This is a genomic window from Candidatus Uabimicrobium amorphum (assembly GCF_009002475.1).
GTDB classification, from domain to species: Bacteria; Planctomycetota; Uabimicrobiia; order Uabimicrobiales; family Uabimicrobiaceae; genus Uabimicrobium; species Uabimicrobium amorphum.
Window position 1 is genome coordinate 3,588,165 of record NZ_AP019860.1, and the last position, 16,142, is coordinate 3,604,306.

Here is a 16,142-nt window from a genome sequence, read left to right on the forward strand (position 1 = left end):
TTTACTTAGGAATGAATTTATGAATAAAGTAATGTTTCTGTTGCTAAGTCTCTCGTTATTAAGTGGTTGTGGTGAAATAAACCCAGAAGCGGCGAAAATCGAATTTGAAAAAGCACAAAAACATCTAGAGAAATTCGACTATGACAAAGCAAAAGAATGCTATGATAAAGCACTACATCACGATCCTAGTTTCGTCAAAGCGTACACATACAGAGGTATTGTTTTTTCGGAAAAAGGCGACTTAGCACGCGCAGAAAGTGACTTCACAAAGTCTTTACAGCTAGACCCCAATCAAGCGGAAGTTTACTGTCGCAGGGGACTTGTATTTTTTGTTCAAGGTTTTGTCGCAAAAGCCAAAAAGGATTATGATAAATCGATAGAACTCGCACCAAATAGTATCGCCGGCTACTACCACAGAGCGACTTTGTACCGCTACAAACAGGAATACAAGAAATCACTTCCTGATTGGCAAAAAGTGCTGTCTTTAGGCCACTCAGATGTAGACACCATCAAAAGATTCATTCAAGAAGCGCAACAAAAAATACAAGGTAAGTAGAACAAAATCCTACTTTTGTCCCTTTGACATGTGAAATAAAAAAATACCACCTCTCACATCGGGAAAAGCAAAATACTGCCATTTGCGATCAAAATTCGCAGAAATCCCTTTCGCATAACCTGGGTAAAGCAAAACCCTAACATTATTTTTTACATCGTACACAGCTGTGTTATGCAAATTATGCACCGCCAAGTATTTGCCTTTACGCGAATACCCCAAACGCTTCACCTCTCTGTCATGCACAATATTGTGCGTATTTACCCACGTATTTTTACCATTCCGCCGATAAAATTGAATATCTCTAGCTGTTGAAGAGACAATTTGCTCACTTGCAGGGTGCCATACTATTTGCGACCTAAACCAATACTGACGCTTAGCTACCGTTGTTTTTTTGACAATGCGTATACTGTGCGTACTGTTTTGTAGTTGCCAAATTTCAAAGCCCTTCTCCTGCAAAATAGCCAAATGTTTCTTGTCAGGACTCAATTTTATATGAAAAATATCCGCCCCTAACTTCGCAATCTCCTGTAACTTTTTCGTAGAAATGTTGTAAAGGCGCAAACGTTTTTGCCCAGCGACCAACAATAACTGCTTATTAAGTAAGCAAATCACTGAATCTTGTTCAAACTCAGCATCATAGTACCTGGGATGCTGCATGTTCTCCATATCGACAATAACAAGTTTTCCGTACTCAGACAAACAAAAGGCTTTTGTTTCGTCTTCGCTAAACATAATTTGATCTACGGTTCCAAATGTCAATATAGAAAAACTAAAAGTATAAGATCTATTTGTCTTTAGGTTCCAAAAAACGATGGAAGAGGCATAACTGATCGCGGCAAATTTGTTATTCCTACTAAAGGTAACAGGGTTAGAGGAAAAAGAATCGATTTGTTGTACGTTTTGCCTCACCAGCGTAAATTTACCGCGATGATTTTTATCCAATTCAAGAGTTTTTTGGAACAGCGGTGAAAAATTCCAATCTTGCACCACAAATTTGTTATCCTTGTGAAAAAATACACGTAGAGTGTTTTTACCGCAAAAGCGCACTCCTACTGGTTTTAGCAAAGGTAACGAGAGTATCTTATTTCTCGTGGTATAATCCCAAACATAGACCCCACTGTTATCCATTGTCGCGAAAAATTGTAAATCTTTGCTAAACTGAATATTTCTAACTTTATCTTTCTGCGCTTTAATAACGGTGGGGACATTGTTTTTAGACGAAAGTTTTCCGGTATCGTATATGTATATGTTACCAGCATTGTCTCCCATAAATAGATCTTGCTGATTCGCCAAACACATATAGCTTGGTCGGTTTCCCAAATGGTAAAATAGCTGTTCTTTCCCTGACACCAAGTCCATGATTTTTACCTGAAAACGATCATTTCCCACAAAGTAGCTCGGTGTCATATGTAAAATCACCTTAGCCGAACTGCTAAGAACATCTTTAAACTCTTGTCGTTGTATATCGAAAAGTTTTACATGCCTTTTTTTGCCTTTTCTATAGTAGAGAGCCAGCCAATTTTCGTTGGCGGCCGCCTCCACGAAGTTTTCCACGACCGAAGAGAGCATCGTGCTTGTTTTATCTTGAAAAAAGTAACGATAAATTTTCCGGTCATGTAAATAAAATAAATATTTTTCACTTTTGCTGAAACACAGAAAAGTATTCGCTGTACACGGAATAGAAAAAAAATTTTGCGGCGATGTTTTCAAATCCCAGTAGCGAATTTCACCACTAACAATAAAAGCAATATACCGTCCACGAGAAGAAACGAAACATCTCTGTTGATGGGGAAGTGCCCATTCACTTGTAAGACGCGGAAGATGCGGAGCGATGGCATATTTTTGGTAAATATCCGTTTGTGCGCAGTATTTTTGATAGCGAGAAATTTTCGACATGATGGGAAGTTGTAAAATTTGCTGCGCTTTGTTGATTTCGCTTTGAGCCTGTGTATATGCGAACCGCTCTAGATAAACGTCTGTCATTTTCAAATGCGCATCAACTAGGCGTTCTTGACTTTCCACAAAAGCAACTTCCTGCTGTTTTTTTGCTGTTCTCAAGCTATTGTTTGTATGTTCTAATTGTTTTGTTATCTCTACGAGTTTTTCGTTTTTGCGATTTAATTCGTCATTATTTCTTTTATTGAGATAAAAAATGCTTACAAGAAAAACAACGAATGCCAAACTGATAAAAGTAAACGTATAATGACGTTTACACCAGCGATATGTCTTTTTGACGAAATTCGCTGGACGCGCTGAGACGGGTAAACCACGCGAAAAGTTTATCAAATCTTCGGCCAAATCCATTGCATTTTGATAACGTAACGTTGGTTTTTTCTCTAAACATTTTAGACAGATCGCTTCTAACTCGGCAGCGATGTCCGGATTTAATTTGCGCAGAGAAATGGGTTCGTCATAGGCAATTTGGTGAATTACGTTAATATGAGTTTGACCTTGAAACGGAGGACGCCCCACCAAAGCTTCATACAACGTCGCTCCTAGAGAATATATATCAGAGCGATTGTCAGTTAACGTTATCGTTTCGACCTGTTCAGGGGACATATAAAAAATGGTACCTATGATATCCCCTGTTTTCGAAAGACTTGCCCCGGAATCCATCTTGACCAAACCAAAATCCATGAGCTTTGGCGTTTTATTCGCCAACATGATATTTGCAGGCTTTATATCGCGATGGATAATATTCTTTTGGTGTGCTGATTCCAGAGCTCTGGCGATGTCACTGATGATTTTTACAACTTCGCGTATCGTAATCTGCTGGTCGTGAATCGCACTGTGTAGCGTCATCCCTTCGATGTATTCCATCGTATAATAATTTTCGGGTACTTTTCCCATCTCAAATATTCTTACGATATTTGGATGATCTAATTGTGCCACAGCTTTACTTTCTCGCATGAAACGCATGATATCTTCTTGCTGCGCGTTATCCCCTCTAATAATCTTTAAGGCCACATAACGGTTTAGATTTGTATCAAGAGCCTTGTAAACAACTCCCATTCCACCTCGTCCAAGTTCTTCTTCTAGCACATAGTGATTGAATTTTTTGCTTTTTTCCCGTTGTGCACTATTGCATTGTTGTTGCAACTGAACGTTTTCTTCGGAAGTAATCAATTTTTCTTCTTCTAGCCTGATGAGAATTTTACGTAGATTGTTTTCAATAATCGGCACTTCCGTTGAAAGCAATGAGGCAGTTCTTAACTGCATTTTGCGCAGTAGTATATCGTGAAATTGCTGCTGAGAGATGACATTTTTTTGTCGTGCATACGTTACGATTAAATATTCATGGTAAAAATGGTCAAAAAAATACCATTGCTGCTCACTGAGTATTTTTTGGTCGCGTATGTAGGATACTAAATCCTGTTGCAGTTGTATTTGTTGAAGTTGCGATGAAGATAAAACACCACCATATCTGAGAAAATATACCAAGGCTTGTATTCTATAATCCGAAGACATTCTCATAGTATTTACTCCTGCAAAAGACCTTTGGTTGCGACAGAGGCTTCATGATCGAAGAAGATAGTTTTTACTTTTCTATTATTTTTTCGATATTTTTTAGTCATTACTTTGTTTATGATATAAGCGCGCAGGGATGTCGTAACGGTGGTTTATTATTCTAACACACGTTTTCGAGAAAAAATAGCCGATAATACCAAGAAATGAGATAAGGCGTATGCTAATCAACGACAAATATAAAATTGAACAAAAACTTGGCCAAGGAGGTATGGGGACTGTATATCGCGCGGTAGATATTCACAGCAATAAACTCGTTGCGATCAAAGAAACTCTAATTTTATCATCTTCCGATTTTTCGAGAAAGCTCCAAAATTATACTTCGTCATAGATGTTATCCTCATCAGAGTACATCTTGAAAAAAATGTTGTTTTGCTTTGTTTTTCCAAGCATCACCTTCATTATCGGAAACAACGGCCTGTATGATTTGGCCTATCTCTCCTTGTAAAGGTTCCTCTAATTCCAAATGCTTTGAATCTACTATTTTCGCTTTTCTTATTCTCATCTTTGAATATCCCTTTCACTTGTATTTGCGTTTATCTTTAATTAGATCATCAAGCATACTGCATCTCAAGCATATTTACTTTTTAACACAAAAGACGCTTTACGCCTCTCCGATGGGAGAGGCATGAGGATTGTTGCTTTCAGCTTCGCTGAAAGCAACAAGTCGATGGTGAGGGCCCAACATGGAAGAAGAACACCTATAACACTCAACACCACCCACCAACAACTACGATGCGACGCACACAAAAACAACTTCCCGAATAGTGTTTTTTCGCTAATTTCAAGCCTAAATCTCTTAACACAAGGGAAAATAAACCTCACAAAACGATTTTCAACTCCACACCCTATGCACAAGTGGCGCACTTTAGGGGCGCAATGCCCCCTTAACCTTGCCAAAAAAAACCACAACCTTACGTCGTGGTTAGTTTGTTAATGTCGATTAGTCCCATGAAAAACGTCTCTTTTTTTTTGCCTTCACCTTTGTACAACAGTTCATACATCAAGCATTGACCGCGATTTCCCGAATGGATCACCGCGTATTCCAAGTCAACTAGTCTCTGCAAATGTGTACGCACCTTCAACCTTTGCGCGTTTTGGTGTAGCGATCTGCACTTATTCACACGAATATTATCTCTCCGGCCAAGAGAAACTATAGATAGGCGTTGTTTGTTTGGTTTGCGAAAGCATTTTGCAAAAATGATGCACTTTCTGGTCGCGATCTCCTGCTCGGGTAATCACCGTAACATTTACAAATGTTGCTTCCTCTAAGCGATTGGTATTGGCAGAATAATACTTTGTGGCAATGCTATATTTTCCCGATGGTGCTTTTGGCAAAATATATAGTTCTGGTCCGTATCCTTGAAGGACGTCATCTAATAATCGGCCCCCTATTTGTGTCTTGCGATTACTGTGTCCACACTCCTCGCCATTCGGCTCTGTTACCCATAAATCGACATCACTGTTATCGGTATTCCACGTCACAATAACCACAACATCGGCTTTTTTTTGCACAACCTTGTGATTTGTGACTAACCTAACTAGCCTTTCCTGCCAAAATTTACGCTCCATTTCGTGGAGATTCTCCTCGTATAACGCTTGTTGTATCATGTAAGCATATTCGAAGGCTGTGGCAGTATTGATACGTTGAAAACGTCGATGCCATTTACCTGCAAGGGTAATTTCATAATACAAAGCCGCCACTTTGTAATTTTTCATCGACGCATAGCATTTTGCAATATCTCGATAACTTTGTGGTTCAAAGGGGCGTTTTTTACATACGCGAACGAGCAAACCTAAGGCATACTCAGGCTTTTCTTTTGCAAGAAGGTCATAAGCTACCATGCGCAAAACATCAGATTTTCGTGGCTGTTCCTCGACAGCACAACTCAGACAACGTATATAGTCGGCAACCAAACCTTCGTCGTAGCGCCGTTTGCCTTCCACAATGTAATTGTGTAAATCTTCACTGTTTTGGTTGCGCTTACGTAAGTACTCCGCGGGAATATCGTGGTATGTTTTTATATTTTGCGGTAAATTTTCGCTATGTACGGCAAAATCTTCGTCACGCACTAATGCGAGTATTTTCACAACATCGCTTTTTTCTAGCGCTTGTTGCGGAAGACTTTGCAAAACGTAGTCAAAATCGCTCTTGAAAAACGAAACATTTTCCGGGACTTGACTATAACGTATCGCAAATGCCACTTGTTGTAGCGTGGTATTTTTGTGGAGATCGACCTGAAAACGTTTATAGTCCTCTTTTGTATCTAGCATCAGTAATGAACAAGTCTTACCTGGTATAGAAAAATGTTTTGCGTAGGCGATAATGGTTTTTTCAAGATTAGGGTCATCGAGATTTTCCATTCTTTTGACGACCATTTCGCCAAAGCCCCTTGCCGCTAGTTCACCGTCCTCTTTATCCAAAATCGTGATCGGGAAAACCTGTGATTTGCCCGCAAAGGAGCCGTGGATGGTGATCGTGGGATTCTGTGATACTACTTTGCCTGCCACAATGAGTTGTTGTCCAGGATACACACTGCGAAAATCGTGATGAAAAATAACATCTTGTAAGCCATCTGTTTCAATGCGCCCCACCAAAAACGGTTCATGGCAATGTGCTGTTGCCACTTTCTCCATGTCATCTCCGACGGATGTGGCAAAAATGTTGCCACCAAACTGCTCCACTAAATTCGCCAACTCGTGTGTCGTCGCTGACTGCAAGTTATAACAGAAGAAAGACGGGATGTGCGGCACTTCTTGTTTAAATTTTGCGATTACGCGCTTCAAAGAAAGCTCGCCCCACGTGGCCGCGCCATTACTTAAAACAAACACATCAATACCTTTCACGGTGAGCTTTTCTGCCAAAGTGCTCAGAGCATTTTCGATATTCGTGGCCCCTTCCAACAACAGTCCATCTAGATTTTTTTTGAAGTTGCGACGTGTTTCGCTAGTATTTAACTGCCAATCGTCATAAAGCCAACGGCTTTCCACATCGAAAAGTAGCACATTGAATTTGGAAATTCTGTTGTGTTTCAGAATATTTTCCAACAACTGAACATAATGCTCAAACTCTATTGTTTCTTGGCTGAGGGATGTATCCAATAAAAATATAGCCGGTGATTCTTCTCGCTCTATTTTCTTGCGTGGGATTTGTAAATCAACACTCCCGTACATGTAACGATTTCCGCCATCTTTACTAAAAATAAATTGGTGCTGTCGTGGTTGAAAAGCATAGAGAATATTCTCCGCAGCACCATGTAACTCATAACTAAACCAACGGTCGTGTTTTGGCCCACGGCGAAGGTTACACATCCCCGGTGTTTTTGCTAGCAGTACCGCGGAAATATTTGATTGTGGCAAATCCGGTAGCTGGAACTGGTACTCACAACGACCACTCTTTACAGGGAGAGTTTGATCATATGCAATCACTACCCGCTGATAGCCTCGTTCCTGAAGAGGAAAAACACGCGCACGGAAAGTATTTTCACTCACCCACTCTACTAACGCCGGATCTACTCTTCTGCGGGTAGTTTCTTCATAAGCAATTAATGCCTTTTGTTTTGGAACGACATGAGCCACTTTTGGGTCACCAAATACATTCGTTTCCTCTTTGAAAAAATCATCTATCTTCGTATCGGCAATTTTTGTCAGAGAAGGAAGTTGCGGTAGTTTTGCCGACGCGTCGCCTATACGCACGGCCTTCTTCTCCATATCAGGATAGAAAGCAAAGTAGCCCATGCTGGCGTTGTCTGGTAAAGAATAACGAAAAGAACCTTCCAATTGCCTTGGAAAAGGATTGTAGAACACATGATCAACGATCGTACGTACACGAAAATCCTCTACTTTGACAATCACACGTAATTCTTTTAATGTCAGATACTGATTTTCTCCCACGCGAATTTGCGCAACATTGCGATGTTTTTTTGTCGGTGTTTGTCTTTGATAGAAATATTGTTTTATTTTTCTACTTACATCGCGAAGTTTGCGATCTTGCTGATAGGGAATACTCGTTAGCATCTTTTGTGCTTGTTTCCACGCAGCGGTCCCCTCCTCTTCATTGCCTTGTGCTAGCAACTGCTTGCCTTTTGCCACTAGCGCGTGTATATCGACGCTTATTTTTTTATCTTTGGCACTCGCAAGTAATTTTGCCACCTCCAAAGTTTTCGATGTATGTTTGTAGTTAAGAGACAATAACTGTTTATGCGCCCGTTCTAATGATAACACAGCTTTCTGATAGAGCTCTTTTTGTAAATACGCTTTACCTTGCCGAACATTGTCATTGGCAGCGATGTGTATCTCGCGATCTTTTTCCACAGTACATTCTAGTATTTTTGTAGAGAGTTTTTGCGAGAGCTTTTCATTTTCAGAACGCGATACAAAAACCAAGTCCTTTTTAAGCTTGTGTAGTTCACTCAAAGCTTGATCGTATTGTCTGTCCTTGCGTAATTTTGAAATGTGAACAAGAGATTTTTCGACTTTAGAGGATTGATTTTTCGCCACAACGGCAAGGGCATTTTTTACTTGGTCTGAATAGTGACATGTCGCTCTTAGTTGCGGAAGGAACTCCGCAAATTTTTCCATTTGCTTAATAGAGGCATATGAACGGGCAAAGTTTTCTTCATTCATCTGCTGTGTTTTCAGTGAGATCTGCTCACAAATGTAAGAACCAAGATCCTTAGCCGACCCTTTTTTCTGCAAATGTTGGTAAAACACTTGTGCAAATTGCCCATAAGGATCGACAAAATTGTAGTGGTATGGAACCCATTTAATAATCTCTTGTACCTTCTGCACTTCAGCTGTTGCTTGTGCATATTCGCCTTTTTCTGACAAATCCCAAGCATTGCGAAAAAGTTTGCGAATTTCCACTTTTACTCTTTCGATTTTTAGATCATCGTCTTCATCAGCAATAAGGAGATTAGCGCGGAGCTCCTCTGGTCGATGACCAAGTCTCTTTAGATCTATTGGCGGACCAGGAAAATCTCGAATTTCGTCAGGGGCAACGCGACCTTCACTTTCTGGTAACAAAAGTGTATCACTGTTTACAATGGTAACATTATTCGATTCCTCAAGCTCTTCTCCCAAAGGGAGTTCTGCATCCTCAAGTTTTGGTTTTACCTCAGTAATCGTTTTATTTTCTTTGGCGGAATTTTGCGGCGTTTTTTCAGATATTTGTTGTGGAGCGTCCATCATCGAACAACCCACCATAAATATCAAAATGATGATTAACTTTGATTGCACTGTTTTCTCCTAAATGAAAGTTTTATTCACAGTAGCAAATGACAACCACAAGTTATTCAAATCTATAAACTTATATTAAACTTTTCATTGCAACCCCGCAAGTCTTTTCCTGAAAATATTTTATCGTAACGTTATATATAACAGAGGTTTAGCCACCCAAAGCCTTCCCAATCTTACACCGCAGCCAAATCGCGCCCATATAAAAACGCGTAAGTTATAATAAAAAAAGCACATAACCAGTTCTATCATGATTATGTGCTTGTTTTCAAAATCCCATGATTTTTAACGAAAGGTATGGGGCAACATTAAAAACCAAAGTCACTATTTTGTATTGCGCCAAGTACTGGAAATAGCCTTTTTGTACATCCGCCTCTTCCATTTTAAACATTTTGCTGTGAACTTTGGTGGCAAAGTTACCAAGTAAAAAAATCATTATTGTTGAAACCATCAATATCCCTATATTGATGACGGAAGCCCAACCCAACAATGTAGTTAATATTTCTGTAGACATCATTTTTCTCCTTATGGCAACACTGTTAAGATTTACACCTACTATATGCAAAAACAATGCCGTCCAAATCAACTATTCGGTGAGTTTCTTTCCTGCTTTTGCGACTTCATCATGGTCCCCTAACTCAAGCTTTTTGGGTATTGTAATGCCTTTCTGGCATGCAGGACGTTCTCCTACTATTTTGCACCACCGTTGTAGATGATCTAAACCATCAATACTCACACCCGCCCAATCGTGGATACGAATCCATGGCCATGTCGCCATATCAGCAATCGAATACTCCCCCGCCAAGTACTCGTTGTCTTGTAAATGATTGTTGAGTACCTCATACAGACGCCGCGTTTCTTTTTGATAACGTTCAATAGCAAAAGGAATGTCCTGTGTTATATAGCGAAAAAATACGTTTGCTTGTCCTTGCATAGGAGCAATACCAGCCATTTGAAACATAAGCCACTGAATGGTTCGCGAACGTTGTTTCATGTCTTTTGATAAAAATTTACCTGTTTTTTCCGCTAGGTATATTAAGATAGCACCTGATTCAAATACCGCAAAATTTCCATGATCCCTATCGATAATAGACGGAATCCGGCCATTGGGGTTAATGGCCAAGTACTCAGGTTTTTTTTGATCGCCATCAATTAATGAAAGATGATGAACTTCATAAGGAAGTTGCGTCTCCTCTAACATAATAGAAACTTTATGCGCATTGGGAGTTGCAGCAGTATAAAAATCAATCATGTGTTTCTCCTATATTTCAAATAAAAAGAAAACAGTCGCTCATTCACACTAAAAAATATACTCTTTACGATCTATGGGCTGTCATCAATTAAATAAATATTTCCTTTACGGTGTCATCCCGCACTTGATGCGGGATCCACGCTTTTTAAGAGAGAAAGCAATAAAAGAAAAAAATTCTTATGTAAAAAGAAATTCTTGTCTTTATTGGGTTTTGCACTTTTATTTGTGGATTCCTGGTCAAGCCAGGAATGACACTAGGTGTATATTTTCTCTACATTTGGCGAGTTTCGCTAATTGATGACACGCCCTAGTACTCTAGAAAATTTAATTTGAGGCATCGCTTAAGTATCTGAAATTGCTAAGTTTTAATGTTCCAAAGTACTAGTTTCCTCGAAACCTCTATAGATAGATACGAAGTTTTTAAAATTATGTTACAATAAAAATCATTTTAAATCTTATATCCGAGAAGTATATGAAATAATGGATTGTCACAAAAAATAGTAACCGTCAGTATCTTTTATTCATCTTTCCTTACAAAAGAGAGCATTCCATGGAGAAATCAACCACCCCAGCCACAACAGATATTGTACAACAAAATCGTTTACGTCCTTTCATTTTTGGAATATTAAGCCTTGTGATCTTGGTAGCAAGCACAATATTTTTGTTGTCGATAAAGGAAGAAGGTGGCATCTACACGGTGTTGTTACGTCTTATGCAAGTTGTGATCCCCTGGATTCTTCTTGCGACCACTTTGCGATGTTTTCAGGCAGCTTTTATCTCTTGTTTTTATATACGCGTTGATGAGGAAGGAATTTGCCTCTCCATTCCGCTCTATTACCCCTTTTGCGTGTTTTTACCATATACCAATGTCCTTAAAAGAAATATTCGCTGGGGAAATTTCCACGTCAAAGATATAAAGGTAAAAGCAGAGGGACAACTTGCCGAGGAAAGACTCATATCAATGACAATAAAAAACAACAACTATACAATGAAAACATTTCCCTTTGTCGAAAGTGCAGAAGACATTTACGATACTCTACAACAAGCGCAAAATTCTCGCGGTAGCGATATTTCACAGCTAAAAAGTGATGGTGAAATGGAATCCACCAAAGCAGATATGACTTGGTCAGTAAATACCGATTATTTTTGGAAGTGGTACAAGATTATTGGCTTTGCATTGGCAATCATAGCAACGTATCTATTGATCAACGACTACAACGGTGTTGTTGTGACAATCTCATTTATTGCATTTGCTCTGGTTGCATTTTTCCCCTACATGCTGTCCATTATAGACGAGATTGACTGGAGCACTTCCACTTCCAGTAAGTTTATGCGTTTTGCTACCTTTTGCAGTGGTGGCATATTTCCTCTTGTAGTCATTTTTGTAAAAAGTTTACCGCAAACAATCTCGATGGTGCTATTTCCTTGTACAATATTATTTTTGATCATTATGTCACTTGTCTGCTCCTGGTATTTACGACGCAGTATATTTATTTGGGGCAGCTTGGCAATCTTGACAAGCGGTATATCGAACTGTGTTTTAAGTGTACAAGATAAAGTAAGAACGTGACTGTATTTTCAGTGAAAAGCAAGTTATAACAATCATTATGGCCTTTTGTATGCGACCGAAACGATGGAAAAAGTAAAAATCTTTTTAGACACAGATATTGGTTCCGATGTTGATGATGCTTTTGCATTGGCCTTAGCTCTAAATCATCCGCAAGTGGAACTCTGTGGTGTTTCGACAGTCTATGGCCCCACACAAATTCGCGCCCAAATCGCACAAAGTTTAATAAATGCATTCCAACAAGATATTCCTGTAGGCATTGGCGAATCAACACCAATTTCCAAACTAAATCCTATTTGGACCACAGGAAACGAACAAGATAACTTAAAATTACCAGAGATAAATGTAAAATCCAAAATGTTTCACGACGCGATAGAGTTAATGCGTAGCAAAATCGAAGAGTACGAAAACGAGATTATAATTGTTTGTATTGGACCGATGACAAATATAGCCCATCTCATCGCCAAGTATCCACGAGTTACAAACAAAATCAAGCGTTTGGTTTTTATGGGTGGTGGTATTCAAAAAAAAGAGTCACAAATTCTCGATGTTGGTGTACAACACATTGCACAACAGTTCGAAATCACTCCCGAAAAAGAGTACGTTACTTTTTATGAGCACAATTTAGGCGCTGATCCAGCGGCAGCGAACGCGGTACTTAATTCAGATATCCCCAAAATTATGGTGGGACGGAATGTCACACACAAAATCTCATTTCCCAAACAAGAGATAGTTGATATGTTGGATAACTCTTCCGAGGCACAAAGACTTCTCAAACATTTTTGTGCAGTATGGGAAAAACATTGGCGTCGCGATATTTTCTATTTCCACGATCCTTTGGCTTTAAGCGTGGCAATAGATCCCACCATTGTTCGCAAAAAAATTTCCGTACAACTGTACATTGACAATACCGGATACACGGATAGTTACGGAGACTTACTATCTGCGGGTTTCTCTCTTTGTTATCCGGAAAATTCCTCATTGGAAGCTGTTCTTGAGGTGAATATTCGCAAATTTTACGATATTTTTCGTACTTATTGTCTAAAATAGCTACTCTGTTAGGATGAGAAATCCTTACCAAGAACTATAATTATCCCCACTAAAATCACCATCATTGCTTTCACAATATTTTTCATCTCGGCAGGAACAATCCCCGCATTCATATAGCCCACAAGCAAACCTAAGGCCAAAAAAGCTCCTGCAAACAATGCTGTATATGTATGAATATTCATTTTCCCCAACCTTTTACTTTTCTTTTGTATTGAGATTGCCCCGTTATACCACTTTCTTTCATGGGGATTCACCCACTATTTGCATACGTGTATAATTGATCTAGTGCTGGTGTCGCAATAGATGTCCTTTTCGCCAACGCTCGAAATTCATTGGCAAGATGTAACATTTCTGTACGAGCAGCTTGGGCATGCCCAATCAGATACGTGGCTTTATTGCTATTTAACGCACGCATTGCCAGGGCCACTAACATAAACTCTGGTATCCACTTCACCAACTTGTGCTTCGATGGGACAATGGGAATTTGATACTATTTTCGATGAATTGAACAAAGAGCTAAACATAAAAACATACATGATTTTTATCTGCCAAAAGCATAAAAGAATCCATCGTCACTAGCAAAATAGAGGTTGTTTTTGTCTATGCTCGCAGAACTGTATATTTTACCTTTTGTCTCAAATCTATCTAACTCTTTTCCTGTTTCACAATCGATCGCGTACATAGTACCATTTGTCGAACCAACGTATAGTACTTTTTGGGCAATAATAGGCGAAGCGAAAATAGGTTGTGCTGGTGTGGTGGAAAAACTCCATAACTTTTTACCTGTTTTCGGATGGAATGCTGACAATAATCCGCTAGAATCGGGAACATAAACACCATAGTTATTTACGGCTGCTGAAGCGTCCACGTTACCCGTCACAGATTTTTCCCACAAAAGCTTTCCGGTCTTTGCATGCAAAGCAAAAAAAGTATAGGAGTAGTCTCCAATATAGACAATACCATTTGCGACTGTTGGCGCGGAAAAAATGATTTGATCTTTTGTTTGAAAACGCCATTTTTCCTTTCCTGTTTTATCAATGGCATGACAAACTCCCTTAGTGTAATGTTTCGTTCCTTGTACTGGACGGCTATTGATATATATGTAATCTTGATAAATGGTGGGAGAAGCTTGAACCGCTCCTTTTGCTAAGAATTTCCATTTAAACTTAGGTTTCCGGCCTTTTACATCTAGGGCATAAAACATCTTTTCGCCATTTCCAAAATACAAAGTGTTGTTTTCTATAATCGGAGAACTATCAATTCCTCCATGAGAATTGTACTTGTCGATGAGTTGGCCAGTTCTTATATCTAGAGCATATATGTGAGCATCTTTACTTGCAAAATACACAACGTCATTTGCGGCAACAGGTGTTGCCCAAATATCCTGGTCGGCTTTATCGAAAGTCCATTTGATTTCTCCATTAGAAGAATTTAGCGCATAACATGTTGTTCGCGCGGCAAATAAAATAAGCCCCTTGTATATCACAGAACTAGTTGCTTTTTTTTGTACGGGTGTTTTCCACTTCAATTTTTTAAATAAAATCGATTTCTCGTTGTAGACGCCGGTGTGAGCGTTGTTTCCTTGAAAAACAGGTCTATTTTTTACTAGACGCACTTCTCGATTTGTACTTTTATTGTCAGAGGTGTCGTTTTTTTGTGGTTTTTTGGTGTGTAAATTTTTGCTATGATCTTCGTGTGTAGAATAATTTTTCTCGCTTTGTCGTTGGTCGTCATTTGTGGTAAAGAGTACCCCCATAAAAACAAAAAACAAAACAACGGGAACAAAATACAAAACAGGATTCATATTTTTTTTCTTAGGGGGTTTTCGCCTGTTTTTTGTTCGCGAAGTTGTTTTATTACGCACAATTTTTCGTGGTATTTTCTTGCTGTGGTGACTTTCTAAATCGCGGATAAAGTCATCCATTTTTTGATAGCGTAGTTTTACATCTTTTTTTAAAGCGCGTTTACAAATTTGCACAAGAGAACCCGGTATATCACTCGAAAATTTAGCCTGGGCGTTGAGTACCTGGTAGAGCATATTGAAATTCGTCTCTCCTTCAATGAGAGGTTTTTTCATCAGCATTTCGTAAAAAATCGCACCTAAACTGTAAATATCACTTCTTTCATCAATGATGTTGACCTGACCATTTGCTTGCTCTGGAGACATGTATTGCAACGTACCTAAAAGCATACCCGATGTGGTAAGTCCTTGTTGGTTCTCTCGTAGTTTCGCCAACCCAAAATCCATCACTTTTGGTTCATGATCCACCATCATAATATTCGACGGTTTTAAATCGCGATGAACAACACCTTGCTGATGAGCATAAGATAATGCTTTCGCAATTTTTAGCATTACCTGACAAAGTTCAGAAATGGAATGATTTTGCCTTATGAATTCTTTAAGAAGAATGCCCTCTATAAACTCCATTGTAAAGAAGTCCTTGCCATCTTTGCTACCAATATCGTAAATCACAGCAATATTTGGATGCATCAAACACGCCATTGCCTGTGCTTCGATGATGAAACGCTCGCTAATATGGTTTTGCTGTGAGGAAAGAAGTATTTTCAGAGCGACAGAACGGTTTAACTTGGGATCAAAAGCATGATAAACTTTTCCCATACCTCCCTGGCCAATTACCGAGATGATTTCATAGCGGCCAAATTTCTTTTTTTTGATTTGTTGTCCACTCTGCGCTATTTCACCGGGAAATGTTTTGGCAAGGGGTATAAAAACTTTATGGCATTGTCCACATGTTACAGGCTGCTTTTGCTCTATCTTTTCGTTGGCTAGAGTATAGCCTTTTTTACAATTAGGACAGACTGTTTTTCCCACAATTTCCTCCCTATTTTCTCATTTTGGTTACCTTAAGCGGTTGCTAACCTTTAGGGGTGCTCATCGCGAGCCAATCCCACATAGACAACAATCTTTTTATATGATCGCTACTTGTGTTTACTTT

At 39.1% G+C, this 16,142-nt stretch carries 13 protein-coding genes; 4 read left to right on the forward strand and 9 right to left on the reverse strand.

What is annotated here, in order from left to right:
* Positions 1-19 precede the first annotated feature (19 nt).
* Positions 20-556, forward strand: a complete 537-nt coding sequence (locus tag UABAM_RS12820) for a tetratricopeptide repeat protein (protein ID WP_151968404.1) — start codon at positions 20-22, stop codon at positions 554-556.
* Between the two features lie 9 nt (positions 557-565).
* Here UABAM_RS12820 and UABAM_RS12825 read toward each other — a convergent pair whose 3' ends face one another.
* Complete coding sequence (locus UABAM_RS12825; RefSeq protein WP_151968405.1) at positions 566-4,030, reverse strand: serine/threonine protein kinase; 3,465 nt, start codon at positions 4,028-4,030, stop codon at positions 566-568.
* Between the two features lie 211 nt (positions 4,031-4,241).
* On the opposite strand from UABAM_RS12825, the gene UABAM_RS33405 reads away from it, so the two are divergent.
* Positions 4,242-4,412 (forward strand): hypothetical protein, encoded by a 171-nt coding sequence (locus UABAM_RS33405; protein WP_173013286.1) that lies wholly within the window; start codon positions 4,242-4,244, stop codon positions 4,410-4,412.
* A gap of 12 nt (positions 4,413-4,424) precedes the next feature.
* On the opposite strand, the gene UABAM_RS33410 is transcribed toward UABAM_RS33405, so the two are convergent.
* The 5 genes from UABAM_RS33410 to UABAM_RS12845 form a co-directional block, all read right to left on the reverse strand.
* Positions 4,425-4,586, reverse strand: a complete 162-nt coding sequence (locus UABAM_RS33410; protein WP_173013287.1) for a hypothetical protein — start codon at positions 4,584-4,586, stop codon at positions 4,425-4,427.
* Positions 4,587-4,995: 409 nt separating this feature from the next.
* Complete coding sequence (locus UABAM_RS12830; protein ID WP_151968406.1) at positions 4,996-5,205, reverse strand: hypothetical protein; 210 nt, start codon at positions 5,203-5,205, stop codon at positions 4,996-4,998.
* Between the two features lie 7 nt (positions 5,206-5,212).
* On the reverse strand, positions 5,213-9,319 hold the full coding sequence (locus UABAM_RS12835; RefSeq protein ID WP_151968407.1) for a hypothetical protein: 4,107 nt from the start codon (positions 9,317-9,319) through the stop codon (positions 5,213-5,215).
* Between the two features lie 265 nt (positions 9,320-9,584).
* Positions 9,585-9,833: a DUF6868 family protein gene (locus UABAM_RS12840; protein WP_229759394.1), complete on the reverse strand. Its 249-nt coding sequence runs from the start codon at positions 9,831-9,833 to the stop codon at positions 9,585-9,587.
* A gap of 69 nt (positions 9,834-9,902) precedes the next feature.
* Complete coding sequence (locus UABAM_RS12845; protein ID WP_151968408.1) at positions 9,903-10,568, reverse strand: glutathione S-transferase family protein; 666 nt, start codon at positions 10,566-10,568, stop codon at positions 9,903-9,905.
* A 550-nt stretch (positions 10,569-11,118) separates the two neighbouring features.
* Between UABAM_RS12845 and UABAM_RS12850 the strand changes: the two genes are divergently transcribed.
* Complete coding sequence (locus tag UABAM_RS12850) at positions 11,119-12,138, forward strand: VIT1/CCC1 transporter family protein (protein WP_151968409.1); 1,020 nt, start codon at positions 11,119-11,121, stop codon at positions 12,136-12,138.
* A gap of 63 nt (positions 12,139-12,201) precedes the next feature.
* Positions 12,202-13,185, forward strand: coding sequence for a nucleoside hydrolase (locus UABAM_RS12855; protein ID WP_151968410.1), 984 nt, complete (start codon positions 12,202-12,204; stop codon positions 13,183-13,185).
* 8 nt (positions 13,186-13,193) lie between these two features.
* On the opposite strand, the gene UABAM_RS33415 is transcribed toward UABAM_RS12855, so the two are convergent.
* The 3 genes from UABAM_RS33415 to UABAM_RS12865 all read right to left on the reverse strand — a co-directional run bounded on the left by UABAM_RS33415 (position 13,194) and on the right by UABAM_RS12865 (position 16,018).
* On the reverse strand, positions 13,194-13,367 hold the full coding sequence (locus UABAM_RS33415) for a hypothetical protein (protein WP_173013288.1): 174 nt from the start codon (positions 13,365-13,367) through the stop codon (positions 13,194-13,196).
* A gap of 68 nt (positions 13,368-13,435) precedes the next feature.
* Positions 13,436-13,639 (reverse strand): hypothetical protein, encoded by a 204-nt coding sequence (locus UABAM_RS12860; RefSeq protein WP_151968411.1) that lies wholly within the window; start codon positions 13,637-13,639, stop codon positions 13,436-13,438.
* A gap of 87 nt (positions 13,640-13,726) precedes the next feature.
* Positions 13,727-16,018 carry a protein kinase domain-containing protein gene (locus tag UABAM_RS12865; RefSeq protein ID WP_151968412.1) on the reverse strand — a complete coding sequence of 764 codons (2,292 nt, stop codon included), beginning with the start codon at positions 16,016-16,018 and terminating at the stop codon, positions 13,727-13,729.
* Positions 16,019-16,142: the final 124 nt, after the last annotated feature.